Genomic DNA, 20,145 nt, shown 5'->3' on the forward strand with positions numbered 1-20,145 from the left:
AGAGAAGGAACAAGATGACCGACTTCGTCATGCCGCAGATCGACCCGGCGCTGCTGCCCCCGTCCGTCCGTTATGGACTGTCGGACACGCTGCCGTGGCTGGGCCGGATGCGCGCGGCCAACCCGGTGCTGCGCGACCCGTTCGGCATGCACCACGTGTTCACCTACGCCGAGGTGCAGCAGGCGCTGGCCGACCCCGGCACGTTCTCCAGCGACCCGTCGCACGTGATGCCGCAGGCCGCCGCGGAGCTGTCCGCCGGCATGCTCGCGGTGATGGACCCGCCCGCGCACACCAAGGTCCGCCGGATCGCCAGCGCGGCGTTCACCCCGAAGCGCGTCAAGGACCTCAACGACCGCATCGCGCAGATCGCCGAGGAGCTGCTCGACGCCGTCCCCGGTGACGAGTTCGACTTCGTCACGGCGTTCTCGCAGTACCTGCCGCTGGTCGTGGTGTCGGAGCTGCTCGGCATCCCGAAGACCGACCTGCCGCAGTTCATCGCCTGGACCGAGGCGCTGCTGCAGGTCACCGTGCCGAACCCGAACGACGCCGCCGAGATGGACGCCGCCATGCAGGCGGCCATGTTCGGCCCGCTCGTCCAGATGCAGCAGTACATGGCCGGCCTCTGCGCCGAGCTGCGCGCGAACCCGCGCGACGGCTTCATCAGCGACCTGCTCCAGGCCGAAGTGGACGGTGAGCGGCTCGCCGACCACGAAGCCGTCAACCTCGCCATCCAGCTGCTGCAGGCCGGGCACATCACCTCGGCCTCGGTGCTGGCGAACTTCGTGCTGCGGCTGGGCGAGCACCCCGGCGTCGAGGCGCGCCTGCGCACCGACCCGGCGCTGATCCCGGCCGCGGTCGACGAGGCACTGCGGTTCACCCCGCCGGTGCCGCGCCTGCAGCGGTTCACCACCACCGACACCGAACTCGGCGGCGTCGCCATCCCGGCGAAGAGCATGGTCTTCCTGTCGCTGCTGTCGGCCAACCACGACGAGAAGGTGTTCGCGAACCCGGACGCGTTCGACATCGACCGCGGCGCCGCCCGCAACCTCACCTTCGGCCACGGCATCCACTACTGCTTCGGCGCGGCGCTGGCCAAGACCGAGGCGAAGTTCGGCATCGAAGCCCTGCTGCGCCGCTACTCTTCGATCGAGGTCCTGACCGACGAGCCGGTCGAGTTCTACGAAAGCGAGCTGTTCACGCCGAAGAGCGTCCGCGTCCGGGTGCGGCGGGCGTGACCAGCACACTGTCCACTGAGGACGTCCCGTCGGCGCGGTTCGGCCCGGGCGAGCAGCTCGCCTGGCTGCGGCGCAAGCGGGAGGACGGCGGGGTGCACGTCGACGCGTCCGGCGCGCACCACGTCTTCGCCCACGCCGACGTCGAGCGCGTCACCAAGGACCCGGCGACGTTCTCCAGCAACCCGGCGCGGGTGCTGCCCGAGGGCGTGCCGAACCTGACCGAGGGGATGATGCTCGTCGCCGACCCGCCGCAGCACGGCAAGCTGCGGCGGCTGGCGGCGCAGGCGTTCACCCCGCGGAAGATGCGCGATCTCGGCCCGCGCGTGACCGAGATCGCGGTGGACCTGCTCGACCGGGCGCCGTCGGGCGGCTTCGACGCGGTCGAGCACTTCACGGTCGAGCTGCCCGCGACGATGATCGCCGAGCTGTTCGGCATCCCGGCCGCCGACGCGGGCGCGTTCCGGTCGCTGGTCGAGCAGATCATGGCCATCGAACCACCGGACCTCACCGACGAAGCGGCCGTGCGGGCGGCGGCGGACAACGCGCTGGGCGGCCCGTTCCTGGAGCTGATGGGCTACCTGCTCCAGCTGTGCGCGCGCCGGCGCGCCGAACCGGAGCCCGGGCTGATTTCCGACCTGGTGCGCGCGCGGCTGGACGGCGAGCAGCTGGCCGACCCCGAGGTGGCGAGCCTGGCCGTGCAGATCCTGCAGGCCGGGCACCTCACCACCGCCGCCGTGCTCGGTCACGCCCTCGTGCTGCTGGCCGAGCACCCCGAAGCGCAGGCCGCGCTGCGGGCCGACCGGGCGCTGATCCCGGGCGCGATCGAAGAAGTGCTGCGGTGCCGGCCGCCGTCCACCCGGCTGCAGCGTTACACCACAGTGGACACCGAGGTCGCCGGGCACGTGATCCCGGCGGGCGCGGTCGTCGTGCCGTGGATGCTTTCGGCGAACCACGACGACGCCGTGTTCGCCGACCCGGACGTGTTCGACATCCGCCGCAGCCCGAACCGCCACCTGACGTTCGGGCACGGCATCCACTTCTGCCTCGGCGCGATGCTCGCGCGCGTCGAGCTGACCGGTGCGCTGAACGCGCTGTTCGACCACCTTCCGATGTGGACGGTCGACGGCGTCGTCGAGTACCAGGAATCCCATCTGCTGTTCGGACCGAAGCGGGTCCCGCTGGTCGTCAGTATCACCCCCAACACCCCCACCGATCGGAGAGACCTCCCGTGACCGAAACCCTCGACCCCGCCACCGAGGCGCCGTCGTTCCCGCTGCCGCGCGGCAAGTGCCCGTACCACCCGCCCGCCGCGTACGGCGAACTCCACGAGAAGGCACCGCTGTCGAAGGTGAAGCTGGTCGACGGCAAGCAGGCCTGGGTCGTCACCGGCTACGCGGAAGCCCGCGCGCTGCTGTCGGACCCGCGGCTCTCGGCCGCCCGCTCGCACCCCGACTTCCCGAACAACGCCAAGATCATGCCCGGCACCGGCATGCCGCAGCCGGTGCCCGAGGGCGACGCGCTGACGTTCGCGCAGCTCGACGACCCGGAGCACAACGCCCAGCGCAAGCTGGTGATCCCGAGCTTCACGCTGCGCCAGGCCAAGGCGATGCGCCCGAAGATCCAGAAGATCGTCGACGAGCTGATCGACGGCATGCTGGCCGACGGCCCGGGCGCGGACCTCGTTTCGGCGTTCGCGGTGCCGTTCCCGTCGCTGATGATGGCGGAGCTGTTCGGCGTGCCGGAGGAGGACCGCGCGGTCTACACCGAGCACGTCCAGTACCTGGCGACCCGGCCGGACATGATGGTGCCGGCGATCTACACGCTGTCCGACTTCTACACCAAGCTCTTCGAGCGCAAGCGCGCCGAGCCGGCCGAAGACCTGGCCACACACATGGTCACCAGCTTCGACGAGCGGCCCGACGAGATCGGCTTCCAGCAGCTGCTCAACTCGGCGATGCTGGTCACGGTGTCGGGCAACGAATCCACGATGACGATGATCTCCCTCGGCGCGTTCGCGGTGCTGGACAACCCGGCGCAGGCCGACGTCCTGCGCGCCGACCCGGCGGGTGCGGCACCGCGCGCGGTGGAGGAGCTGCTGCGCTACATCTCGGCGGGCGACATCATCTCGCGCCTGGCCACCGAGGACATCGAGGTCGGCGGCCAGACCATCCACGCGGGCGAGGGCGTCATCCTCGCGACGCCGGCGGTCAACCGCGACCCCGAGGCGTTCCCGGCGCCGCACGAGCTCGACCTGCGCCGCGACCACAAGACGCACCTGACCTTCGGCCACGGCCCGCACCAGTGCGTCGCGATGAACTTCGCGACGGCCGCGCTCGAGGTCGTCTTCTCGACGCTGTTCACCCGGCTCCCCGGCCTGCGGCTGGCCGTCCCCGCCGAGGAGGTGCCGCCGGGCGGGCTGGGCGTCTACCGCGTCGCCGAGCTCCCGGTCACGTGGTGACCGCGGACCGCTGGTTCCGCCGGTTCCACGAGGCACCGGCGGCGAAGGCGCGGCTGGTGTGCCTGCCGCACGCGGGCGGCTCGGCGTCGTTCTACTTCCCCGTGTCGCGGGCGCTCGCCCCGGACGTCGAAGTCCTCGCGGTGCAGTACCCGGGGCGGCAGGACCGCCGGAAGGAGCCCTTCGTCCCCACCGTCGAAGGGCTCGCCGACGAGATCGCCGCCCTCCTGCGCGGGCTCGGCGAGCGGCCGCTGGCGCTGTTCGGGCACAGCATGGGCGCGATGGTGGCGTACGAGGTGACGCGACGGCTGGAGGACTCGGGCCCGGCGCCGGTGGCGCTGTTCGTCTCCGGCCGCCGCGCGCCCGACCGCTACCGTGACGACCGCGTCCACACCCGCTCCGACGAGGGGGTGCTGGCCGAGGTGCGCCGCCTCAGCGGCACGGAAGCCGGTCTCCTCGGCGACGACGAGGTGGTGCGGATGATCTTGCCGGTGCTGCGCAACGACTACCGCGCGGTGGAGACCTACCGGCACCCGCCGGGCGTCCGGCTCGCGACGCCGGTGGTGGCGTTCACCGGCACCGAGGACCCGGTGGCGTCGGTCGACGAGGTCGCGGCGTGGGCGGAGCACACCACGGGTGGCTTCGAACTGGTCCCGCTGCCCGGCGGGCACTTCTTCCTCACCCGCCACCAGGACGTCCTGCTGCGGACGATGAGCGAGCGGCTGAGCCGGGTCCCCGCCCGGTAGCGGACCGCGGGGTGCGGGTGGTCCGCACCCCGCGGTCTACCCGGAGTAGCACGGTTGCGACGTCCGGGCTAATTCCGGCCGGATCGGTCACACCGGACCCCCTCCGGTCGATGTGCCCGGCGGGGATCCTCACCGCGAGTGTGGGGACGGGACACATCTGGGGGGATGACTCGTGCTGCTTTCGTTGCGATCGCGCGGCCGGATCGCCTTGGCCACCGCGATCACGGCGGCGTTCGCGCTGCTCGTACCGGGCGTCGCGCACGCGGCGCCACCGTCCAACGACGACTTCGACCAGGCGACGGCGATCACCGCGTTGCCGTTCACCGCGCAGCAGGACACGAGCGAGGCCACCCGGGCGGTCGACGACCCGTCGTGGTGCCAGTCGTCCGACGTCCGGGCGTCCGTCTGGTTCCGGTACACGGCCACCGCGGACGGGTACCTGCGCGCCTCGACCAAGGGCAGCGACCCCGAGATGATCCTCGCGGTCCACACCGGAACGCGTGGCGCGCTCCGCGGCGTCGACAACGGCTGCGGCATCGGCGCGGACGCGACATTCCTGGCGAAGGCCGGAACCACGTACTCCATCATGATCTCCGGCTACGACGTGCCGGGCGGAGCGCTGTCGCTCTCGTTGGCCTCGGTGCCGCCCGCGGCCAACGACGACTACGCGAACGCGCAGCCCGTGCCGTCGCTGCCGTTCTCCGCGCAGCCGGACTTCTCGGTCGCCTCCTACGAAGCCGACGAGCCGGAGTCGACCTGCCAGTTCGAGGGCAACCTCGTCCCCTCGGTCTGGTACGCCTACACGAACACCGGGGAGGCGAAGTCGGTCACCGCGCGGACCACGGGGGATGGAGCCGTGTCGGTCTACACCGGCAACAGCCTGCCGGAGCTGAAGCAGGTCGCCTGCAAGAACGACTCGTTCGGGCCGCCCACCGCGTTCCGCGCCGCCACCGGCACGACCTACTACGTCCGCGTGACCGGTCCGTCCCAGACTTACAACCCGACCACGCTCTTCCTGGACGACGCGCCGGCGCTGGACCCGTCGATCTCCCAGTCGCCGTCGTACCCGACGGTCTACGACAACGTCTCGTTCTCCGCGGAGTCCTGGAACGACATCGACAAGCCGATGACCGTCTCCTGGGACTTCGGTGACGGCGCCACCGCCCCGGCGACCACCGGGTCCGTGTCCCATCACTACGCCAACGACGGCACGTACCCCGTCACCCTCCACGCGACCTCGCCGGACGGCCGCACGGCCACGAAGACGACGCAGGTCACGGTGACCACCCACGATGTCGGGATCGCCAAGTTCACCGTGCCCACCGCGGCCCGCGCCGGGGAAAGCAAGCCCATCTCGGTCGACGTGAGCAACACCCGGTACACCGAAACGGCGACGGTCGTGCTGTCCAGGAACGACGGGCCGTACTGGCGGGAGATCGCCACGCTCACCCTGACCGTGCCCGCGCGCTCCACTAAGACCGTGCGGTTCCCGTTCGCCTACACCTTCACCCCCGACGACGCGGTCGACGGCAAGGTCACCTTCCGCGCCGAGCTGAAGCTGGACTACCCGCTGCGCGACGCCCGGCTGTCGGACAACGAAGTGATCGCCATCGCCACGACCGTCAAACCGAGCGGCACGCGCATCGCCGCCGTCTGAACACTGGGGGGAACAAGATGAGGCACACCGCTTTCCGGCGCCTGCTGGTCGCCGGGCTCGCCGTCGCGGCCGCGCTGGTGGCACCCGCCACCGCGCACGCCGACGTCGCATCGAACGACGATTTCGACACCGCCACCGCTGTCACCGCACTGCCCTTCCAAGTGACCCAGGACTTCGGGGAAGCGACGAAGAGCGCCGACGACCCGACCTCGTGCTACTCCTCGTTCGCGACGAGCGTCTGGTACGACTACACCGCGTCCGCCGACGGGTTCGTCCGGGCGCTGCCCACGGGCGCGAACCAGCTGCCGTTCATCGCCGTCTACACCGGCGGGCGCGGGGCGCTGACCCAGGTGCCCGGCGCCTGCGCGCAGTGGAACAACGGGCCGTCGGTGACGTTCCCGGTCACCGCCGGGCAGACGTACCACATCATGGTGTTCAAGCCGTACGCCGGCGTCGGCCAGGTGGCCACGCTGGCCCTTTCCAGTGTCCCGAGGGAGGCGAACGACGACTTCGCGGCGGCCGCCGAGGCCACGCTGCCCGGGACGTTCTCGGGTGACCTGTCGCGGTCCACGAGCGAGCCGGGCGAGGTGACGGCGAGCTGTGATCCCGAGGCCGACCACTCGGTGTGGTACCGGTACACCCCGGACCGCACCCGGTCGATCAGCGTGGAGCGGCGGGCCCGCTGGTCGGCGTCGGTCGCGGTGTACCGCGGCCCGGAGCTGTCCGAAGTGGACTGTGCGGGGGAGCTGGACAGCACCAAGCGCGTGGTCTTCACGGCCACGGCGGGGCAGCAGTACTGGCTCCGGGTGGGCACCGACGCCGACTTCGCGTCCTGGTACGACATCCGGCTGACGACCGCGCCGGCGCTGACGCCCAACGTGTACCTCTACTCCGGCGTGAAGTCGGTGTTCGACGACATCCAGATGTCGCCGAACGCGGGCGACAGCCTCGGCCGCCCGCTGGTCAGCGGCGAGCTGAAGTTCGGTGACGGCACGTCGGTGGCGCTCACGTCGAACGCCTCGCTGACGCACCGCTACGCCGCCGACGGCGACTACCGCCTGGAGATCAGCGCGACGACCGACGACGGGCGCTCGGGGACCGGCAGCCAGGTCGTGCACGTCGAGACGCACGACGTCACGCTGACCGGGCTGTCGCTGCCCGCGCAGGCCCGCGCGGGGCAGACCAAGCCGGTCAAGGTGTCGGTGGTGAACAACCGCTACGACGAGCGGGTCGTCGTCTCGCTGCGCCGGAAGGGTGAGAGCGGGTACTTCGAGGAGGTCGGGCAGCTGACGCAGTGGGTGCCCGCGGGCAGCCGCGTGGAGTTCCCGTTCGCCTACAGCTACACGGCGGCCGACGCCGCGGCGGGGCAGGCGGAGTTCGAGGTGACGGCGAACCTCGACGGCCGCTACGACGGCGACAGCCACCCGGTGGACAACCGGCTGACCGGGGTGACCGCGGTCCGCGCGAGCTGACACGGCCCGCCCCGGTCTCAAGCGCCCCAAGGCGGCCTTCGGTGCGTGAGACGCACCGAAGGCCGCCTTGGGTGCGTCTGACGCACCCAAGGCCACATTGGGGCGCTCGGGCGCGGGGACCACGGTCTGTGCTCGGGCGGCCCTGAGTCCACTTTCGCCTCGGCGGGACGCGCTCGTCCCGCCAAGACGGAAAATCACCTACCCCGCACGGGATCCCGTGCGTTCTTCGACTCGATCTCACCCTCCGCAAGGGTAAAAAGACGTGCGGTGGAAGTTCACCCTGTGTAGCTGATGCGTACGGGGGAAACGGCTCGCGTTCCTTGACAGCACCGGCCCGGCCGGGGTTATGTCACCGCCTGAATTCCGCGGAAAAGGAACCGGAAATCGTTCTCGGGCCACCGGTACGAATCGAGCCACGCCACCGATGAAAGAAGACATACGTCGTTCCACCCCCTCCTGGAATCCGGGCGCCTGGGGGTTGCGCACCAAGATCTCCGTTGTGCTCCTGCTGCCCGTCCTGGTCGCCTTGCTACTGGCCGGGGCCCGGGTGCAGGGCGAGCTCGCCCAGGCCGGCGAGCTCAGCGCCGTACGCGATCAAATGCCCGTCGTGCAAGGGATTTCCGAACTGGCCGGGCTCGTCGACGACGAGATGATCCATGACGGCGCCGCCGCGCAGACCGCCGCCGTCGACGGGAAAGCCGCGTCGGTCCGCCGGGACGCCGCATTTTCGCAGCTCACCCCGCAACTGGCGCGCACATTGGAAGATCAGCTCGGGAAATTGGCCGACCTGCGCCAGCTGGACGGTTCCGCGGGCGCGAAAACCACCGCCTACCACGACTTCACGGTCGCGCTCAGCGAAGTGATCTCGGGCGTCGTCGGCCAAGCCGGAAATGCCGATCTCGGCGCGTCGGCGAGCCTCAGCGCGGGATTGGTGCAGCTGAGGACCGTGCTCGCCGTCCAGGAAGCGGTGGCGGGCGGCGGCGCCGCCGCGGTGGCCGAGCGTGCCGCGGCCGAAGAAGCCGTGCTCATCGGGCAGATCCGGCGGGTGCTGCCGGCCGGTGCGGCGGCCGCCCGGTTCGCCGCGGCCACCAGCCAGGGTGCCGGCGGCCCCGCGGCGAAGCGCGCGGTGCTCGGCACCGTACTGGCCGAGCAGGTGAAAACGCTTTCGGACGCGGTCGGCGCGCAGACCGACCTCGCCCGCTCGGACGCACTGCGCGACGCCGCACTCGTGCTCGCGGCGCTGCTCGGCGCCCTCGCCATCGCGCTCGCCGTCGCACGATCGGTGGTGGCCCCGATCCGGCGGCTGCACGCGGCCGCGCTCGACACCGCGCGCCGCCGGCTGCCCGGCACCATCGAGCGGATCCGGGAGGGCGAGGACGTCGACTGGCGCGCGACCCCGCCGCTCCCGGTCGACTCGGAGGAGGAGGTCGGCCAGCTCGCCCGCGCCTTCGACGACATGCACCGGCAGGCCGTCCGGCTCGCCGTCGGCGAGCAGGCCGAGATGCGGATCCAGGTCAGCGAGATGTTCATGACGCTGTCGCGGCGCAGCCAGTCGCTGGTGGAGCTGCAGCTTTCGGTGATCGAGGACCTCGAAGCCGACGAGCAAGACCCGCAGCGGCTGGCCGAGCTGTTCCAGATCGACCACATCGCCACCCGGCTGCGGCGCAACGGCGAGAACCTGCAGGTCCTCGCCGGCGGCCGGCCGGTCCGGCGGGAAACCGGCCCGGTCGCCACGGTCGAGCTGCTGCGGGCGGCGACGTCGGAGGTCAAGGACTACCAGCGCATCACCCTCGGCAACGCGCCGCGCGGCTCGGTGCAGGCCGAAGCCGCGGCCGACGTCGTGCACATCCTCGCGGAGCTGCTGGAGAACGCGATCCGGTCGTCGCCGCCGGACGAGCAGGTCGTGCTCACCGCCGACCGCGGCTTCGACGGCGGCGTGCTGGTCGAGGTCGTCGACACCGGCCTCGGCATGAGCCGCGAAGACCTGGAAGCGGCCAACGCCCGGCTGGCCGCCGGCGCGTCGGTGAGCCCGGAGACCACCCGCCGGATGGGCCTGTTCGTGGTGAGCAGGCTGGCCGCCTCGCACGGGATCACCGTCCGGCTGCGGCCGACGACCACGCGGACCGCGAGCGCCGGCATCACCGCCAGCGTGCACGTCCCCGGCGCGCTGGTGCTGGTCGAGCTGCCGGCGCGGCCCGGCGCGCTCGCGCTGCCCCCGGGCGGGGTCAACGGCAACGCGCGGCACGAGCTCGAACCCCGGTGGCCCGCCGAAGAACCCGGTCCCGCGCCGATGGCGAACCCGCCGACCCCGATCTTCGACCAGATGGTGTCGCACTGGTTCGCCGATGACCCGCCGAAAGCGGCGCGGCCGGACGGCTGGGCGAGTCCCGCCGACCAGGTGCGGCAGGCCGCGGAAGCCGCGGTCGGGACCGTCGGCGAAGCCGGGATCACCGACTCGGGCCTGCCGGAGCGGCAGCCCGGGGCCCAGCTGGCACCGGGCTCGGCCGCCCCGCGCCGGCCGCAGCAGGCGGACCAGTCCTTCCGCGACCCCGCCGCGGTGCGGAACAACCTTTCCCGGCACTACAGCGGCATGCGCGCGGCCCGCCACCGGGTCGCGGCCGAGCCGGACGCGGAGCAGCGATGAGTACCCGGCAGGAAGGAATGGAAGTGACCGACGGGTCCCGGAACTGGCTGGTGTCGGCGTTCACCCAGGAGGTGCCCGGGGTGGCGCACGCCGCGCTCGTCTCGGCGGACGGCCTGCTCGTGGCGGCGAACGAAACCCTGCCGCGTGACCGCGGCGACCAGCTCTCGGCGATCGCGTCCGGGCTCTCCAGCCTCGCGCTCGGCACGGCCGACCTGTTCACCGCGGGCCGGGTCGTGCAGTCGGTGATCGAGATGGAGCAGGGTTTCCTGCTGCTGATGAACGTCGGCGACGGCTCCAACCTGGTGGTGCTGGCCAACCCGGGCTGCGACATCGGCCTGGTGGGCTACGAGATGACGCTGCTCGTGGACCGGGTCGGGAAGGTGGTCGAGACCCCGGCGCGGCCGGCGGCCTCCCCGGGGGCGGCCCGGTGACCGACGGCCGGCGACGCGAGGGCGGGCGGCACACGGCGTCGCTGGCCCGGCCCTACGCCTGGACCGCCGGCCGCACGCGGCCGAAGGTCGACCTGGCGGTGGAAGCCCTCGTCGAGACGACGGCGGAGGGGCGCACGGCGTCCTTCAGCCCGACCAACCCCCTGGCCGCGGTGACGCAGCTGTGCCGGCAGAAGCGTTCGGTGGCCGAGGTCGCGGCCCACCTCGGCGTGCCGCTCGGGGTGGCGCGGGTGCTTCTCGGCGACCTGCTCAGCGCCGGCCAGGTGTCCATCCGCGACACGCTCACCGCGGACGCCTCCTGGGACGAACGCAACGACCTGCTCGAAAGGGTCCTCAGTGGACTACGTGCACTCTGACAAACTGATCACCTCGGCCAAGATCGTCGTCGCGGGCGGCTTCGGAGCGGGCAAGACGACGTTCGTCGGCGCCGTCTCGGAAATCGACCCGCTGCGCACCGAAGCGATGATGACGACGGCGGCGGTCGGCGTCGACCGGACCGAAGCGGTGCCGGGGAAGGTCGCGACGACGGTCGCGATGGACTTCGGCAGGCTCACCCTCGCCGACGACCTCATCCTCTACGTCTTCGGCACCCCGGGCCAGCACCGGTTCTGGTTCATGTGGGACGACCTGGTCTGCGGCGCGGTGGCCGCGATCGTCCTGGTCGACACCCGCCGCCTGGCGGACTCGTTCGCGTCGATCGACTTCTTCGAGTCGCGCGGCCTGCCGTTCCTGGTGGCCATCAACCAGTTCGAGGACACCCGTCAGCACGCGCCCGCGCAGGTGCGTGAAGCCCTCAAGGTCCCGCCGGCGGTGGAGGTCGTCACCTGCGACGCGCGTTCCCCGGAGTCCACGAAGCGGACCCTCATCGCCGCCGCCGAGCACGCGCTCGCCGAACACCACTCACCGCGATCGCGGAAAGCCTGACAGGAGCGGGAAAATGCCGATGGACCACAACGATTTCGCGATGGGGCACTGGCTCGTGGTGCTCGCCTACCTGACGTCGGTGGTGGGATGCGCCCTCGGGCTCGCCTGCACGCTGCAGGCGCGCTCCACCGACCACCCGCGCGTCCGGCTGGCGTGGCTGGGGCTCGCGGCGCTGTCCATCGGCGGCGTCGGCATCTGGGTCATGCACTTCATCGCGATGCTCGGCTTTTCGACGCCGGGCCTGCCGGTGCGCTACGACATCCTCCGCACGGCGGTGTCGGCGATCGTTTCGATAGTGGCGGTGTTCTGCGGCCTGCTGGTGTTCGGCGTCCGGAGCCGGTCCGCCTGGCGCCGCCTGCTGCTGGGCGGCCTGCTGACCGGGCTCGCGGTGGCGGTGATGCACTACACCGGCATGTGGGCGGTGCAGATCAAGGGGACGATCGGCTACGACCCGGTGCTGGTGGTGCTGTCGGTGATCATCGCGGTGGTCGCGGCCACGGCGGCCCTGTGGTTCACGGTCGGCCTCGACAAGCTGCTGCCCCGCCTGGCGGCGGGCCTGGTGATGGGCGCGGCGGTGACGGGCATGCACTTCACCGGCATGGCGGCGGTCCGCCTCCACCTCGACCCGGCGGCCCCGGACCCGTCCGGCACGGAGGTGTTCTCGTTCCTGTTCCCGGTGTTCGTGCTGGCGGCGCTGGCGATGGCGGTGCCGATCTGCGCGGTGCTGATGGCGACGTCCAGTTCGGAGGCACCCCGGCACACGACAGTCGGTTCCTGAGTGGTCTTGAATGAGTCATTCAGGTCTTCGGAGGTCCTGAATGACTCATTCAAGACCTCTGGGGCGGGGCCGCGTCAGTCCGTGGGGACCGGGAACCGGTCCGCGCTGAAGTGCACCAGGATCGCCGTCGCCGTCGCGCAGACCTCGTCGCCCGCGCGCAGCGTGCCCGACGCGTGCAGCTTCCGCCCGTCACGGCGGACGAGGCGCCCCTCGGCGACGAGCGGGACCGCGTACGGCGTGCCCCGGTGGTAGTCGACCGTCAGCGACGCCGTCATCCCCGGGTACCCCGCCGCCGCCGTGGCGCGGCCGAGGACGTGGTCGAGGACCGCTGCCACCCAGCCGCCGTGGACCCGGCCGGGCGGGCCTTCGTGCGCGGCGCCGAGCAGCACCTCGGCCCGCACCGACTCCGGGCCGACCGCCACCCAGGACAGCGGCGGGGCCAGCGGGTTCCCGGGTCCTTCCAGGGGGTTGTTGACGCTCAGGTGCCCGCCGCCTTCGAGGGCGGCCAGCAGCAACGGCGGCGCCTCCCCGGCCGCGCGCAGGGCCGCGGTCACCGCCTCGACCCGGCGCGCCGCGGCGGCCAGGTCGGCTTCGTCGTCGCGCACGCGCACCGAGGCTTCGATCAGCTCGCGGATCCGGGTGCCGAGCAGGGCACGCCCGGGCGGAACGCCGTCGACCACCGGGAAGGTCATCGCACCCCCTGAAACTAGAACGTGTTTCAGGTTACCAGGTCGGGCGGGCGGTGACGCCGCCGTCGACGACGAGGTCGTGGCCGGTGACGAAGGACGCCAGCGGGGACGCCAGGAAGACGCACGCGTTGCCGACGTCGGCCGGGGTGCCCAAGCGGCCCAGCGGGGCGGCGCGGTGCCACCGGCCGACGCCGTCCGGCCAGTCGCGCGCGAGTCCGGGCCGGTCGATCAGGCCGGGGGACACCGTGTTGACCCGGATCCCGCGCGGCCCGTACTCTAGCGCCGCGCCGCGCGCGTGCATGACCAGCGCCGCCTTCGCCGAGCTGTAGTGGACGTGGCCCGGCGCGGGCTGCCGGGCCTCGATCGACGCGACGTGCGTGACGCTGCCGCCGTCGCCCATCAGCCGCGCCGCGGCCTGGGTGCAGGAGAACGCGCTGGTCAGGGTCGCGTCCAGCATCGCCCGCCAGCGCTCGGCCGTGAGGTCTTCGAGGGGTTCGACCGGCTGGACGCCGGCGTTGTTGACCAGCGCGTCGAGCCGCCCGCCCCACTCCGCGACGGCGTCGAGCAGGGCGTGGCAGGCGGCGTCGTCGGTGAGTTCGGCGGCGAACGCGCGGGCCCGCCCGCCGGCGGCTTCGATCGCTCCGACGACGTCGTCGGCGGCGCCCGGACGCCGGTGGTGCACGGCCACCGCGCTGCCCGCCGCGGCGAACCGGAGCGCGATCCCGCGCCCGATGCCGCCCGCCGCGCCGGTGACGCAGGTGATCGTGCCGCCGAGGTCGAGTGTGCTGGTCACGGCTCCGATCGTAGAACCGCACCCGGTTCCGTCGTACCTTGTGGGACATGGCCAAGACCCGGAAGTTCGCCGAACTGCTGCAGACCCAGATCAGCCACGAGTTCACCGCCGCCCAGCAGTACATCGCGCTCGCCGTCTGGCTGGACTCGCGCGACCTGCCGCGGCTGGCCAAGCGCTTCTACCGGCAGGCGATCGAGGAGCGCAACCACGCGCTGGCGATGGTGCGGTACCTGCTCGACCGCGACCACCCGGTGGCCATCCCGGGCACCGGCGACGTCCGGAACGACTTCTCGAGCGTGCACGAGGTGATCGAGCTGGCCCTGGCGCAGGAACGCGCGGTCACGACGGACATCGAGGCGATGGCGAAGGCCGCGCGCGCCGAGGAGGACTACCTCGGCGAGCAGTTCGTGGGCTGGTTCCTCAAGGAACAGGTGGAGGAGGTCGCCCAGATGGCGACGCTGCTGACGGTCGTCGAGCGGGCGGGCGACAACCTGTTCGAGGTCGAGAACCACCTGTACCGCGAGTCGGCGACGGAGATCGAGGACACCCCGGACATGCCCCCGGTGGCGGGCGGCAAGCTCTGACGCTGCACGGGTTCTCGCCCGCGCCGCCTGCGTGACGCCGAGGCGGGTCGCGCGGGCGGTCTTCCGGGCGCCGGTCCGCAGCGTTGCGCCGGCGTCTTGAATGACTCATTCAGGACCTCCGAAGACCTGAATGAGTCATTCAAGACGTGGGGCGAGCGGGTCACCGGCGGCGGAGTGGCCTGGCCGTGCGACGTCCGGCCGATCCCGAGGCGGCGGCGGGAGCGGCATCCCCCCGGGCGATGCCGCTCCCGCCGTCCCCTCACCGGCAGAAGGAAACTTCCGGGAACCCGGGCCGGTCGAGCAGCGGCCGCGGCACGCCCCGCAGGTGCTGGTCGAAGAACGCGGCGACGTACGCCCGGGTGATGGCCTGCGCACGCAAGCCGCCCGTCGTGGCGCCGATGTCGACCCCCAGCTCGTCCGCCACCAGGCCGACGTCGGTGAAGGACGCGTGCTGCGTGCCCGCCACCTCCGCCCAGCGCTTCCAGCCGGTCAGCTGCGCCCAGTCCCGCTCCCACGGCTCGTTGCCCGGCGCGCACGCGGTGGCCGCCAGCTGGTGGCTCACGAACATGAACGGCCGGTCCAGGCCGGGCGCGGTGAGCGGGACCTCGGTGGTGCCGTCGATGTCCATCCCGGCCTTGACCCGCGCGTCGGCGACCATCGTGGGCAGGGCACTCGCGCCGCCGATGGAGTGCCCGGCCATGCCGATCCTCGACGCGTCGATCAGCGACGCCCACTTCGAGCGCGCCAGCGAATCCAGCACGAACGACACGTCGGCGGCCCGGCCGAGCACCAGCTTCCGCCAGAAATCGCTGTCGTGCGGGACTTCGCACGACGCGCACCCGGCGAACCGCCCGCCGGGCATGCTCTGCCCGCTGTTTTCGTAGGTGTGGCCGATCACCGCGACCGCGTACCCGTGGCTCGCCAGGTCCTCGGCGAGCGCGGAGAGCGTGGCGCGCGGCTTGGTGTAGCCGGGCGACAGGACGACCAGCGGCAGGTGCCTGCCACCCGGCCGGGCGTCGGCCACCGAGTTCGTCACCATCGTCGTGAGCAGGTCCGGCGGCACGTCCAGGCCGCTGCCCGTCAGCAGCGCCGCGGATTCTTCCGCGGTCAGGTACCGCGTCTTCGGGCCGTCCGGCGACGCCGCCGGGTAGAACAGCGAGACCATCAGCTCGCGGTAGGGCACCGACGGCACCCACGGGTCGGGCCGCGAAGTGTCCTTGAGGTACACCGAAGTGCTGCCCACCGGCCGGTCTCCGGTCGGCGCGGGCAGGTACGGCGTCGACGTCCGGGCGAAGCTCACCTCCGGATATTGCGCGGACGGCTGTGCCAGCAACGGCTGGGGTTCGCCGCGCAGGTGCTCGTCGAAGAACGCCCGGACGTACGCCGCCGTGACGGCCTGGGTGCGCGCGGCCGGTGTCGTCGCGCCGAAGTCGAGACCGAGCTGTTCGCCGACGAGGCCGAGGTCGGTGAACGACGGGTGCGCCGTCCCGGCGACGGTGAGCCGGCGCTTCCAGCCCGCCGGCCGGTCCGGTTGCCGGGTACCCGATCCGGTGCCCAGGTGCAGGAACGGCCGGTCGAGCGCGGGCGCGGTGCCGTCGAGGTCGAAGCCGGCCTTGACCCGCGCGTCGATCGTGTTCGCGTCCCCGCCGATCCGGGCCGGGTCGATCAGCGCCGCCCACTTCGAGCGGAGCAGCGAATCCAGCACCGACGGAACGTCCGCGCCGCGGTCGGCCACGACGACCACGGTGCCGTGGCTGGCCAGGTCTTCGGCGAGTGACGTCAGTTCCGCACCGGAGGACAGGACGACCAGGGGCAGGTGCCGCCCGGCCGGGGGCGCGCCGACGAAGGCGTCGGTGCGGACCGTGGTGAGCACCGACGGCCGGATCGCGGTGATCCCGGCTTCGTCGAGGGCGGCTTTCGCCTCCGCTTCGGTCATGAACTGCTTCCGCGCGCCGCGCGCCGAAGCCGCCGGGTAGTAGAGGTCGGCCAGTGGCAGGGAAGTCGTGCCCACCGGCCGGTCGCCGGTCGGCCTCGCCAGCGCGAGCGCCGGTTCGGCCGAAGCGGCGGGCGCGGCCAAGGTGAACGCGAGCGTGGTGATCACCATGAGGTTCTTCATCCGATGAAGGTCACTTCCGGGTAGGCGGGCGACGGCGCGGCCAGCAGCGGCTGCGGACGACAGCGCAGGTTCCGGTCGAAGAAAGCGCTTACGTAGGTCCGGGTGACGGCCAAGGCGCGGTTCGCGTCGATCGACGCGCCGAGGTCGACGCCCAGCTGCGCGGCGAGCACCCCGAGGTCGGTGAACGACTGGTGCACCGTGCCGGACACCATGAGCCAGCGCTTCCACCCGGTGAGGTGCGTCCAGTCGGTTTCCCAGTCGTCGTACGGACCCGGCTGCCCCGGCGTGTAGTCGTCCATGCTGCCCAGGAACAGGAACGGCCGGGACAGCCCGGACGACGGCAGCGGCACGTGGATGCTGCCGTCGATGTCGGCCCCGGCGCGGATCCGCGCGTCGGCCAGCATCGCCTGCGTCGTGGCCGCGCCGCCGGCGGAGTGGCCGGTCATGCCGATCCGCGCGGGATCGATGAGCGCGCCCCACTTCTTCGAGCGCAGCAGCTCGTCGAGCACGAACGACACGTCCTTCGACCGCACCTGCGTGAACTTCTCCCAGAACCCCGGCTGGTCGTCGACTTCGCAGGCGGCGCAGCCGGTGACGTGACCGTCGGGGAAGGTGGTCGCGCGGTTTTCGTAGGTGTGGTCGATCGCCGCGACGGCGTACCCGCGGCTGGCGAGGTCTTCGGCCAGCGCGGTGAGCGTCGCGCGGGGCTGGGTCCAGCCCGGGGACAGCACGACGAGCGGCAGGCCGTGCCACCTCCCGGCCGGTTTCGCGTCGACGACGGCGTTCGTCCGGACGGTACTCAGGATGTCCAGCGGCAGCCCCGGGATGTTCTCCCGTTCGAGGTTGCGCTCGGACTCCAGCGGCGTCATGTACTGCTTCGCCGGCCCGTTCGCCGAAGCCGCGGGGTAGAAGAGGGAGACCATCAGTTCCCGGTAGGGCACCGACGGCACCCACGGATCGGGCCGCGAGTGGTCCACAACGGACAGTGTGGTCACGCCGACGGGCTCGTGGCCGGTCGGGCGGGGCAGGTACGGCGTGGTGCTCGCCGAGGCGGGCGCCGCGGACAGCGTCAGGGTCAAGGCGGTGGCTACCGCGAGAGTGCGCATGATTCCCCCAGGAACCGGCTCAGGAAAGGTGGCGGACGCGACGGAAGCAGAACCAGGTGAGCAGGGCCGTCATGGCGAGGTAGAGCGCGAGTTCGAGCCACTGCAACGGCCAGAACCGGGAACCGGGCTGGTAGGTCAGGCGCTGCTGGTAGCCGTGCTGGCCGAGCTGGGACATGCACGCTTCCATGGAGCCGCGTTCCGGCGGGCCCTGGCCCGGCCGCGGGGCGCAGCTCTGCACGAAGTCCGGTAGCGGGCTGGCCACGTTGCCGTTCGCGTCCACGGTTTCGTTCGCCAGCACCCACGCGCCGGCCGGGTTCCGGGTGCCGATCTCCAGGATCCCGTGGGTGTCGTCGCCGGTGATGTTCGTGATGTCCTCGCCGACGATCGCGACCGTCATCGTCTGCGGCGGCAGCAGGTACGGCCGCACGAAGCTCGGCACCAGGAGCAGCACGCCGGCGAGCACGACGAGCGTGACGGCCATCGCGGCCACCGTCCGCTTCAGCAGCATCCCGACCGCGACGCCGAGCGCGAGGGCGAACGCCGCGTACCCGATCGGGACGATGCCGCGCGCGCCGAACACCACCGGCGCGATGCGCGAGAGCATCCCGCGATCGGTCTGCGTGGCCGCGAGCGCGTCGATCGGGCTCGCCCACCACGACACCGCCCAGCCGAGCAGGCCGGCCGCGACCATCGCGACGAGCAGGCCGAAGCCGAGCTTGGTGGTGAGCCAGCGCTTGCGCGTGACGGTCTGGTTCCACACCAGGCTGTGCGTGCCGCTTTCCAGTTCGCGCGTGATCATCGGGACGCCCCAGAACACGCCGATCGCCGCGGGCAGCAGGTAGAGCACCAGGATCGTCCCGGCGAAGAGGGTGTCCTGGTCGGAGAAGTTCGTGCGCCCGACCAGGTCCGGGCCGGTGATCGCGAGCACCACGCCGATCACGAGCAGCACGGCGAACACGGACAGCGCGGGGACGCGGAACTGGCGCCAGGTCAGCCAGGTCATCGCAGGACCTCCAGTGCGGGACGGGCGGCGGCGGGGTTGCTCATGTACTCGAGGACGAGGTCTTCGAGGCCGATCTGCGCGACCGTCCACACGGGATCGAGGATCGGCGCCTCGGTGCGGATGAGCACGGTGGTCTGCCGGTCGGTGTGCTTCGCGGAGACGACGTGCTGGTCCGCGGGCAGCGTTTCGACGTCCCGCCGCGGCCCGGAGAGCCGGTGGTGCGTGGCCAGCAGTTCCTCGACCTCGCCGATCACCCGGACCTGCGAATCGACGAGCACGATGAGGTGGTCGCAGACCCGTTCGAGGTCGTTGACCAGGTGCGAGGACATCACGACGGACAGCTCGTGCTCGGCCACCGCCTCCATGAGGTCCTGCAGGAACTCCCGCCGCGCCAAGGGATCCAGCGCGGCGACCGGTTCGTCGAGCAGCAGCAGCTCGGGCCGCTTGGCGATGCCGATCGTCAGCGCCAGCTGTGCGCGCTGGCCACCGGACAGCTTCCCGGCGTGCTGCTTCGGGTCGAGCCCCAGCCGTTCGATCCGCTTCTCGGCGAGCGCGGTGTCCCACCGCGGGTTGAGGTGCGCACCGAGCCGCAGGTGCTCTTCGATGCTCAGCCCGCTGTAGACCGGCGTGTTCTGGGCGACGTAACCGACTTTCGCCAGCTGGTCGGGCCCGCTGCCGGGCACCCCGCCGCACACCTCGATCGTGCCGGTCGTGGGTTCGAGCATGCCGGACGCGATGTTGAGCAGCGTCGACTTGCCCGCCCCGTTCGGCCCGACCAGCCCGGTCACGTGGCCGGGCTCGATTTCCAGGGTGCAGCCGGACAACGCCCAGGTGCGCTTGTACTTCTTGCCCAGACCCTGGGCACGCAGGACGCTCACGCTATTTCCTCTCTGGCGGAGTCGCGAAACGTGGACATCAACAGGGCCTCGATGCTCTCTTCGTCGAGACCGGCCTTGCGCGCCTTGCCCAGCCAGCGGCGCAGGTCCTGCCGCAGCGGCCCGAGCACGGCGAACGACGCACCGCCGTTCAGCGTCGCGGTGACGAACGTGCCGACGCCGGGCCGGGCCGAGACGAGCCCGTCGTGCTCCAGTTCGCGGTAGGCCTTCAGCACGGTGTTGGGGTTGATCGCGAGGGAAGCGACCACGTCTTTGACCTTCGGGAGCTGGTCCCCTTCGTTGAGCAGGCCGAGGCGCAGCGCGTGCCGCACCTGCTGGACCAGCTGCTGGTACGGCGACAAGCCGGACCTCGCGTCCAGGTGGAACTCGATCATCGGCAACTCCATTTATCTAGTTGCCTAGTACTATAGACATGGAGCACAAGTCCGCGCCACAGATCTTTTCCGCCGGGGGTGGGCGGGCGCCGCGGCAGTCCGCAGGGTTGCGCCAGCGTCTTGAATGACTCATTCAGGACCTCCGAAGACCTGAATGAGTCATTCAAGACGTCGGGCGAGCGGGGCACCGGCCTGCGCCGAGCGGGAACCCTCCCCGGCGGTTC

The 20,145-nt window shown here is 71.7% G+C and carries 19 protein-coding genes; 12 read left to right on the plus strand and 7 right to left on the minus strand.

What is annotated here, in order from left to right; translation table 11 throughout:
- The first annotated feature begins 14 nt into the window (after positions 1-14).
- From H4696_RS44095 to H4696_RS44145, 11 genes are all read left to right on the plus strand, one after another.
- A complete protein-coding gene (locus tag H4696_RS44095; RefSeq protein WP_086863982.1) occupies positions 15-1,235 on the plus strand; it encodes a cytochrome P450 in 1,221 nt (406 codons plus the stop codon).
- The gene (locus tag H4696_RS44100; RefSeq protein WP_158104403.1) at positions 1,232-2,467 is read left to right on the plus strand and encodes a cytochrome P450; all 1,236 of its coding nucleotides are present in this window, start codon (positions 1,232-1,234) and stop codon (positions 2,465-2,467) included. Before H4696_RS44095 ends, H4696_RS44100 begins: the two co-directional genes overlap by 4 nt.
- On the plus strand, positions 2,464-3,693 hold the full coding sequence (locus H4696_RS51375) for a cytochrome P450 (protein ID WP_086863980.1): 1,230 nt from the start codon (positions 2,464-2,466) through the stop codon (positions 3,691-3,693). The genes H4696_RS44100 and H4696_RS51375 overlap by 4 nt, the downstream gene beginning before the upstream one ends.
- The gene (locus H4696_RS44110; protein WP_211299793.1) at positions 3,690-4,436 is read left to right on the plus strand and encodes a thioesterase II family protein; all 747 of its coding nucleotides are present in this window, start codon (positions 3,690-3,692) and stop codon (positions 4,434-4,436) included. Before H4696_RS51375 ends, H4696_RS44110 begins: the two co-directional genes overlap by 4 nt.
- A gap of 172 nt (positions 4,437-4,608) precedes the next feature.
- Positions 4,609-6,093, plus strand: coding sequence for a PKD domain-containing protein (locus H4696_RS44115; protein WP_086863978.1), 1,485 nt, complete (start codon positions 4,609-4,611; stop codon positions 6,091-6,093).
- Between the two features lie 17 nt (positions 6,094-6,110).
- On the plus strand, positions 6,111-7,565 hold the full coding sequence (locus H4696_RS44120) for a hypothetical protein (RefSeq protein ID WP_086863977.1): 1,455 nt from the start codon (positions 6,111-6,113) through the stop codon (positions 7,563-7,565).
- Between the two features lie 478 nt (positions 7,566-8,043).
- Positions 8,044-10,209 (plus strand): ATP-binding protein, encoded by a 2,166-nt coding sequence (locus tag H4696_RS44125; protein WP_192782868.1) that lies wholly within the window; start codon positions 8,044-8,046, stop codon positions 10,207-10,209.
- Entirely contained in the window at positions 10,206-10,640 is a 435-nt protein-coding gene (locus tag H4696_RS44130) for a roadblock/LC7 domain-containing protein (protein WP_169735101.1), read from the plus strand. The genes H4696_RS44125 and H4696_RS44130 overlap by 4 nt, the downstream gene beginning before the upstream one ends.
- Positions 10,637-11,014: a DUF742 domain-containing protein gene (locus H4696_RS44135; protein WP_086863219.1), complete on the plus strand. Its 378-nt coding sequence runs from the start codon at positions 10,637-10,639 to the stop codon at positions 11,012-11,014. The genes H4696_RS44130 and H4696_RS44135 overlap by 4 nt, the downstream gene beginning before the upstream one ends.
- Positions 10,995-11,582 carry a GTP-binding protein gene (locus H4696_RS44140; RefSeq protein ID WP_192782869.1) on the plus strand — a complete coding sequence of 196 codons (588 nt, stop codon included), beginning with the start codon at positions 10,995-10,997 and terminating at the stop codon, positions 11,580-11,582. The genes H4696_RS44135 and H4696_RS44140 overlap by 20 nt, the downstream gene beginning before the upstream one ends.
- Positions 11,583-11,601: 19 nt before the next feature.
- Complete coding sequence (locus tag H4696_RS44145) at positions 11,602-12,360, plus strand: MHYT domain-containing protein (protein WP_169735100.1); 759 nt, start codon at positions 11,602-11,604, stop codon at positions 12,358-12,360.
- Between the two features lie 74 nt (positions 12,361-12,434).
- On the opposite strand, the gene H4696_RS44150 is transcribed toward H4696_RS44145, so the two are convergent.
- A complete protein-coding gene (locus tag H4696_RS44150; protein ID WP_086863217.1) occupies positions 12,435-13,052 on the minus strand; it encodes a PaaI family thioesterase in 618 nt (205 codons plus the stop codon).
- A 31-nt stretch (positions 13,053-13,083) separates the two neighbouring features.
- Positions 13,084-13,842, minus strand: a complete 759-nt coding sequence (locus H4696_RS44155) for an SDR family NAD(P)-dependent oxidoreductase (protein ID WP_169735099.1) — start codon at positions 13,840-13,842, stop codon at positions 13,084-13,086.
- A gap of 47 nt (positions 13,843-13,889) precedes the next feature.
- Here H4696_RS44155 and H4696_RS44160 point away from each other — a divergent pair, with 47 nt between their 5' ends.
- A complete protein-coding gene (locus tag H4696_RS44160; protein ID WP_086863215.1) occupies positions 13,890-14,426 on the plus strand; it encodes a ferritin in 537 nt (178 codons plus the stop codon).
- Positions 14,427-14,685: 259 nt separating this feature from the next.
- Here the strand turns inward: H4696_RS44160 and H4696_RS44165 are convergent, their stop codons facing one another.
- The 5 genes from H4696_RS44165 to H4696_RS44185 are packed head-to-tail and all read right to left on the minus strand — an operon-like array spanning position 14,686 to position 19,921.
- Entirely contained in the window at positions 14,686-16,542 is a 1,857-nt protein-coding gene (locus H4696_RS44165; RefSeq protein ID WP_086863214.1) for an alpha/beta hydrolase, read from the minus strand.
- The gene (locus tag H4696_RS44170) at positions 16,539-17,648 is read right to left on the minus strand and encodes an alpha/beta hydrolase family protein (RefSeq protein ID WP_086863213.1); all 1,110 of its coding nucleotides are present in this window, start codon (positions 17,646-17,648) and stop codon (positions 16,539-16,541) included. Before H4696_RS44170 ends, H4696_RS44165 begins: the two co-directional genes overlap by 4 nt.
- A gap of 19 nt (positions 17,649-17,667) precedes the next feature.
- On the minus strand, positions 17,668-18,651 hold the full coding sequence (locus H4696_RS44175) for an ABC transporter permease subunit (protein ID WP_086863212.1): 984 nt from the start codon (positions 18,649-18,651) through the stop codon (positions 17,668-17,670).
- Positions 18,648-19,529: an ABC transporter ATP-binding protein gene (locus H4696_RS44180; protein ID WP_086863211.1), complete on the minus strand. Its 882-nt coding sequence runs from the start codon at positions 19,527-19,529 to the stop codon at positions 18,648-18,650. Before H4696_RS44180 ends, H4696_RS44175 begins: the two co-directional genes overlap by 4 nt.
- Positions 19,526-19,921, minus strand: coding sequence for a GntR family transcriptional regulator (locus H4696_RS44185; RefSeq protein WP_169735098.1), 396 nt, complete (start codon positions 19,919-19,921; stop codon positions 19,526-19,528). The genes H4696_RS44180 and H4696_RS44185 overlap by 4 nt, the downstream gene beginning before the upstream one ends.
- Between the last annotated feature and the right edge of the window lie 224 nt (positions 19,922-20,145).

The organism is Amycolatopsis lexingtonensis, from assembly GCF_014873755.1.
GTDB classification, from domain to species: domain Bacteria; phylum Actinomycetota; class Actinomycetes; order Mycobacteriales; family Pseudonocardiaceae; genus Amycolatopsis; species Amycolatopsis lexingtonensis.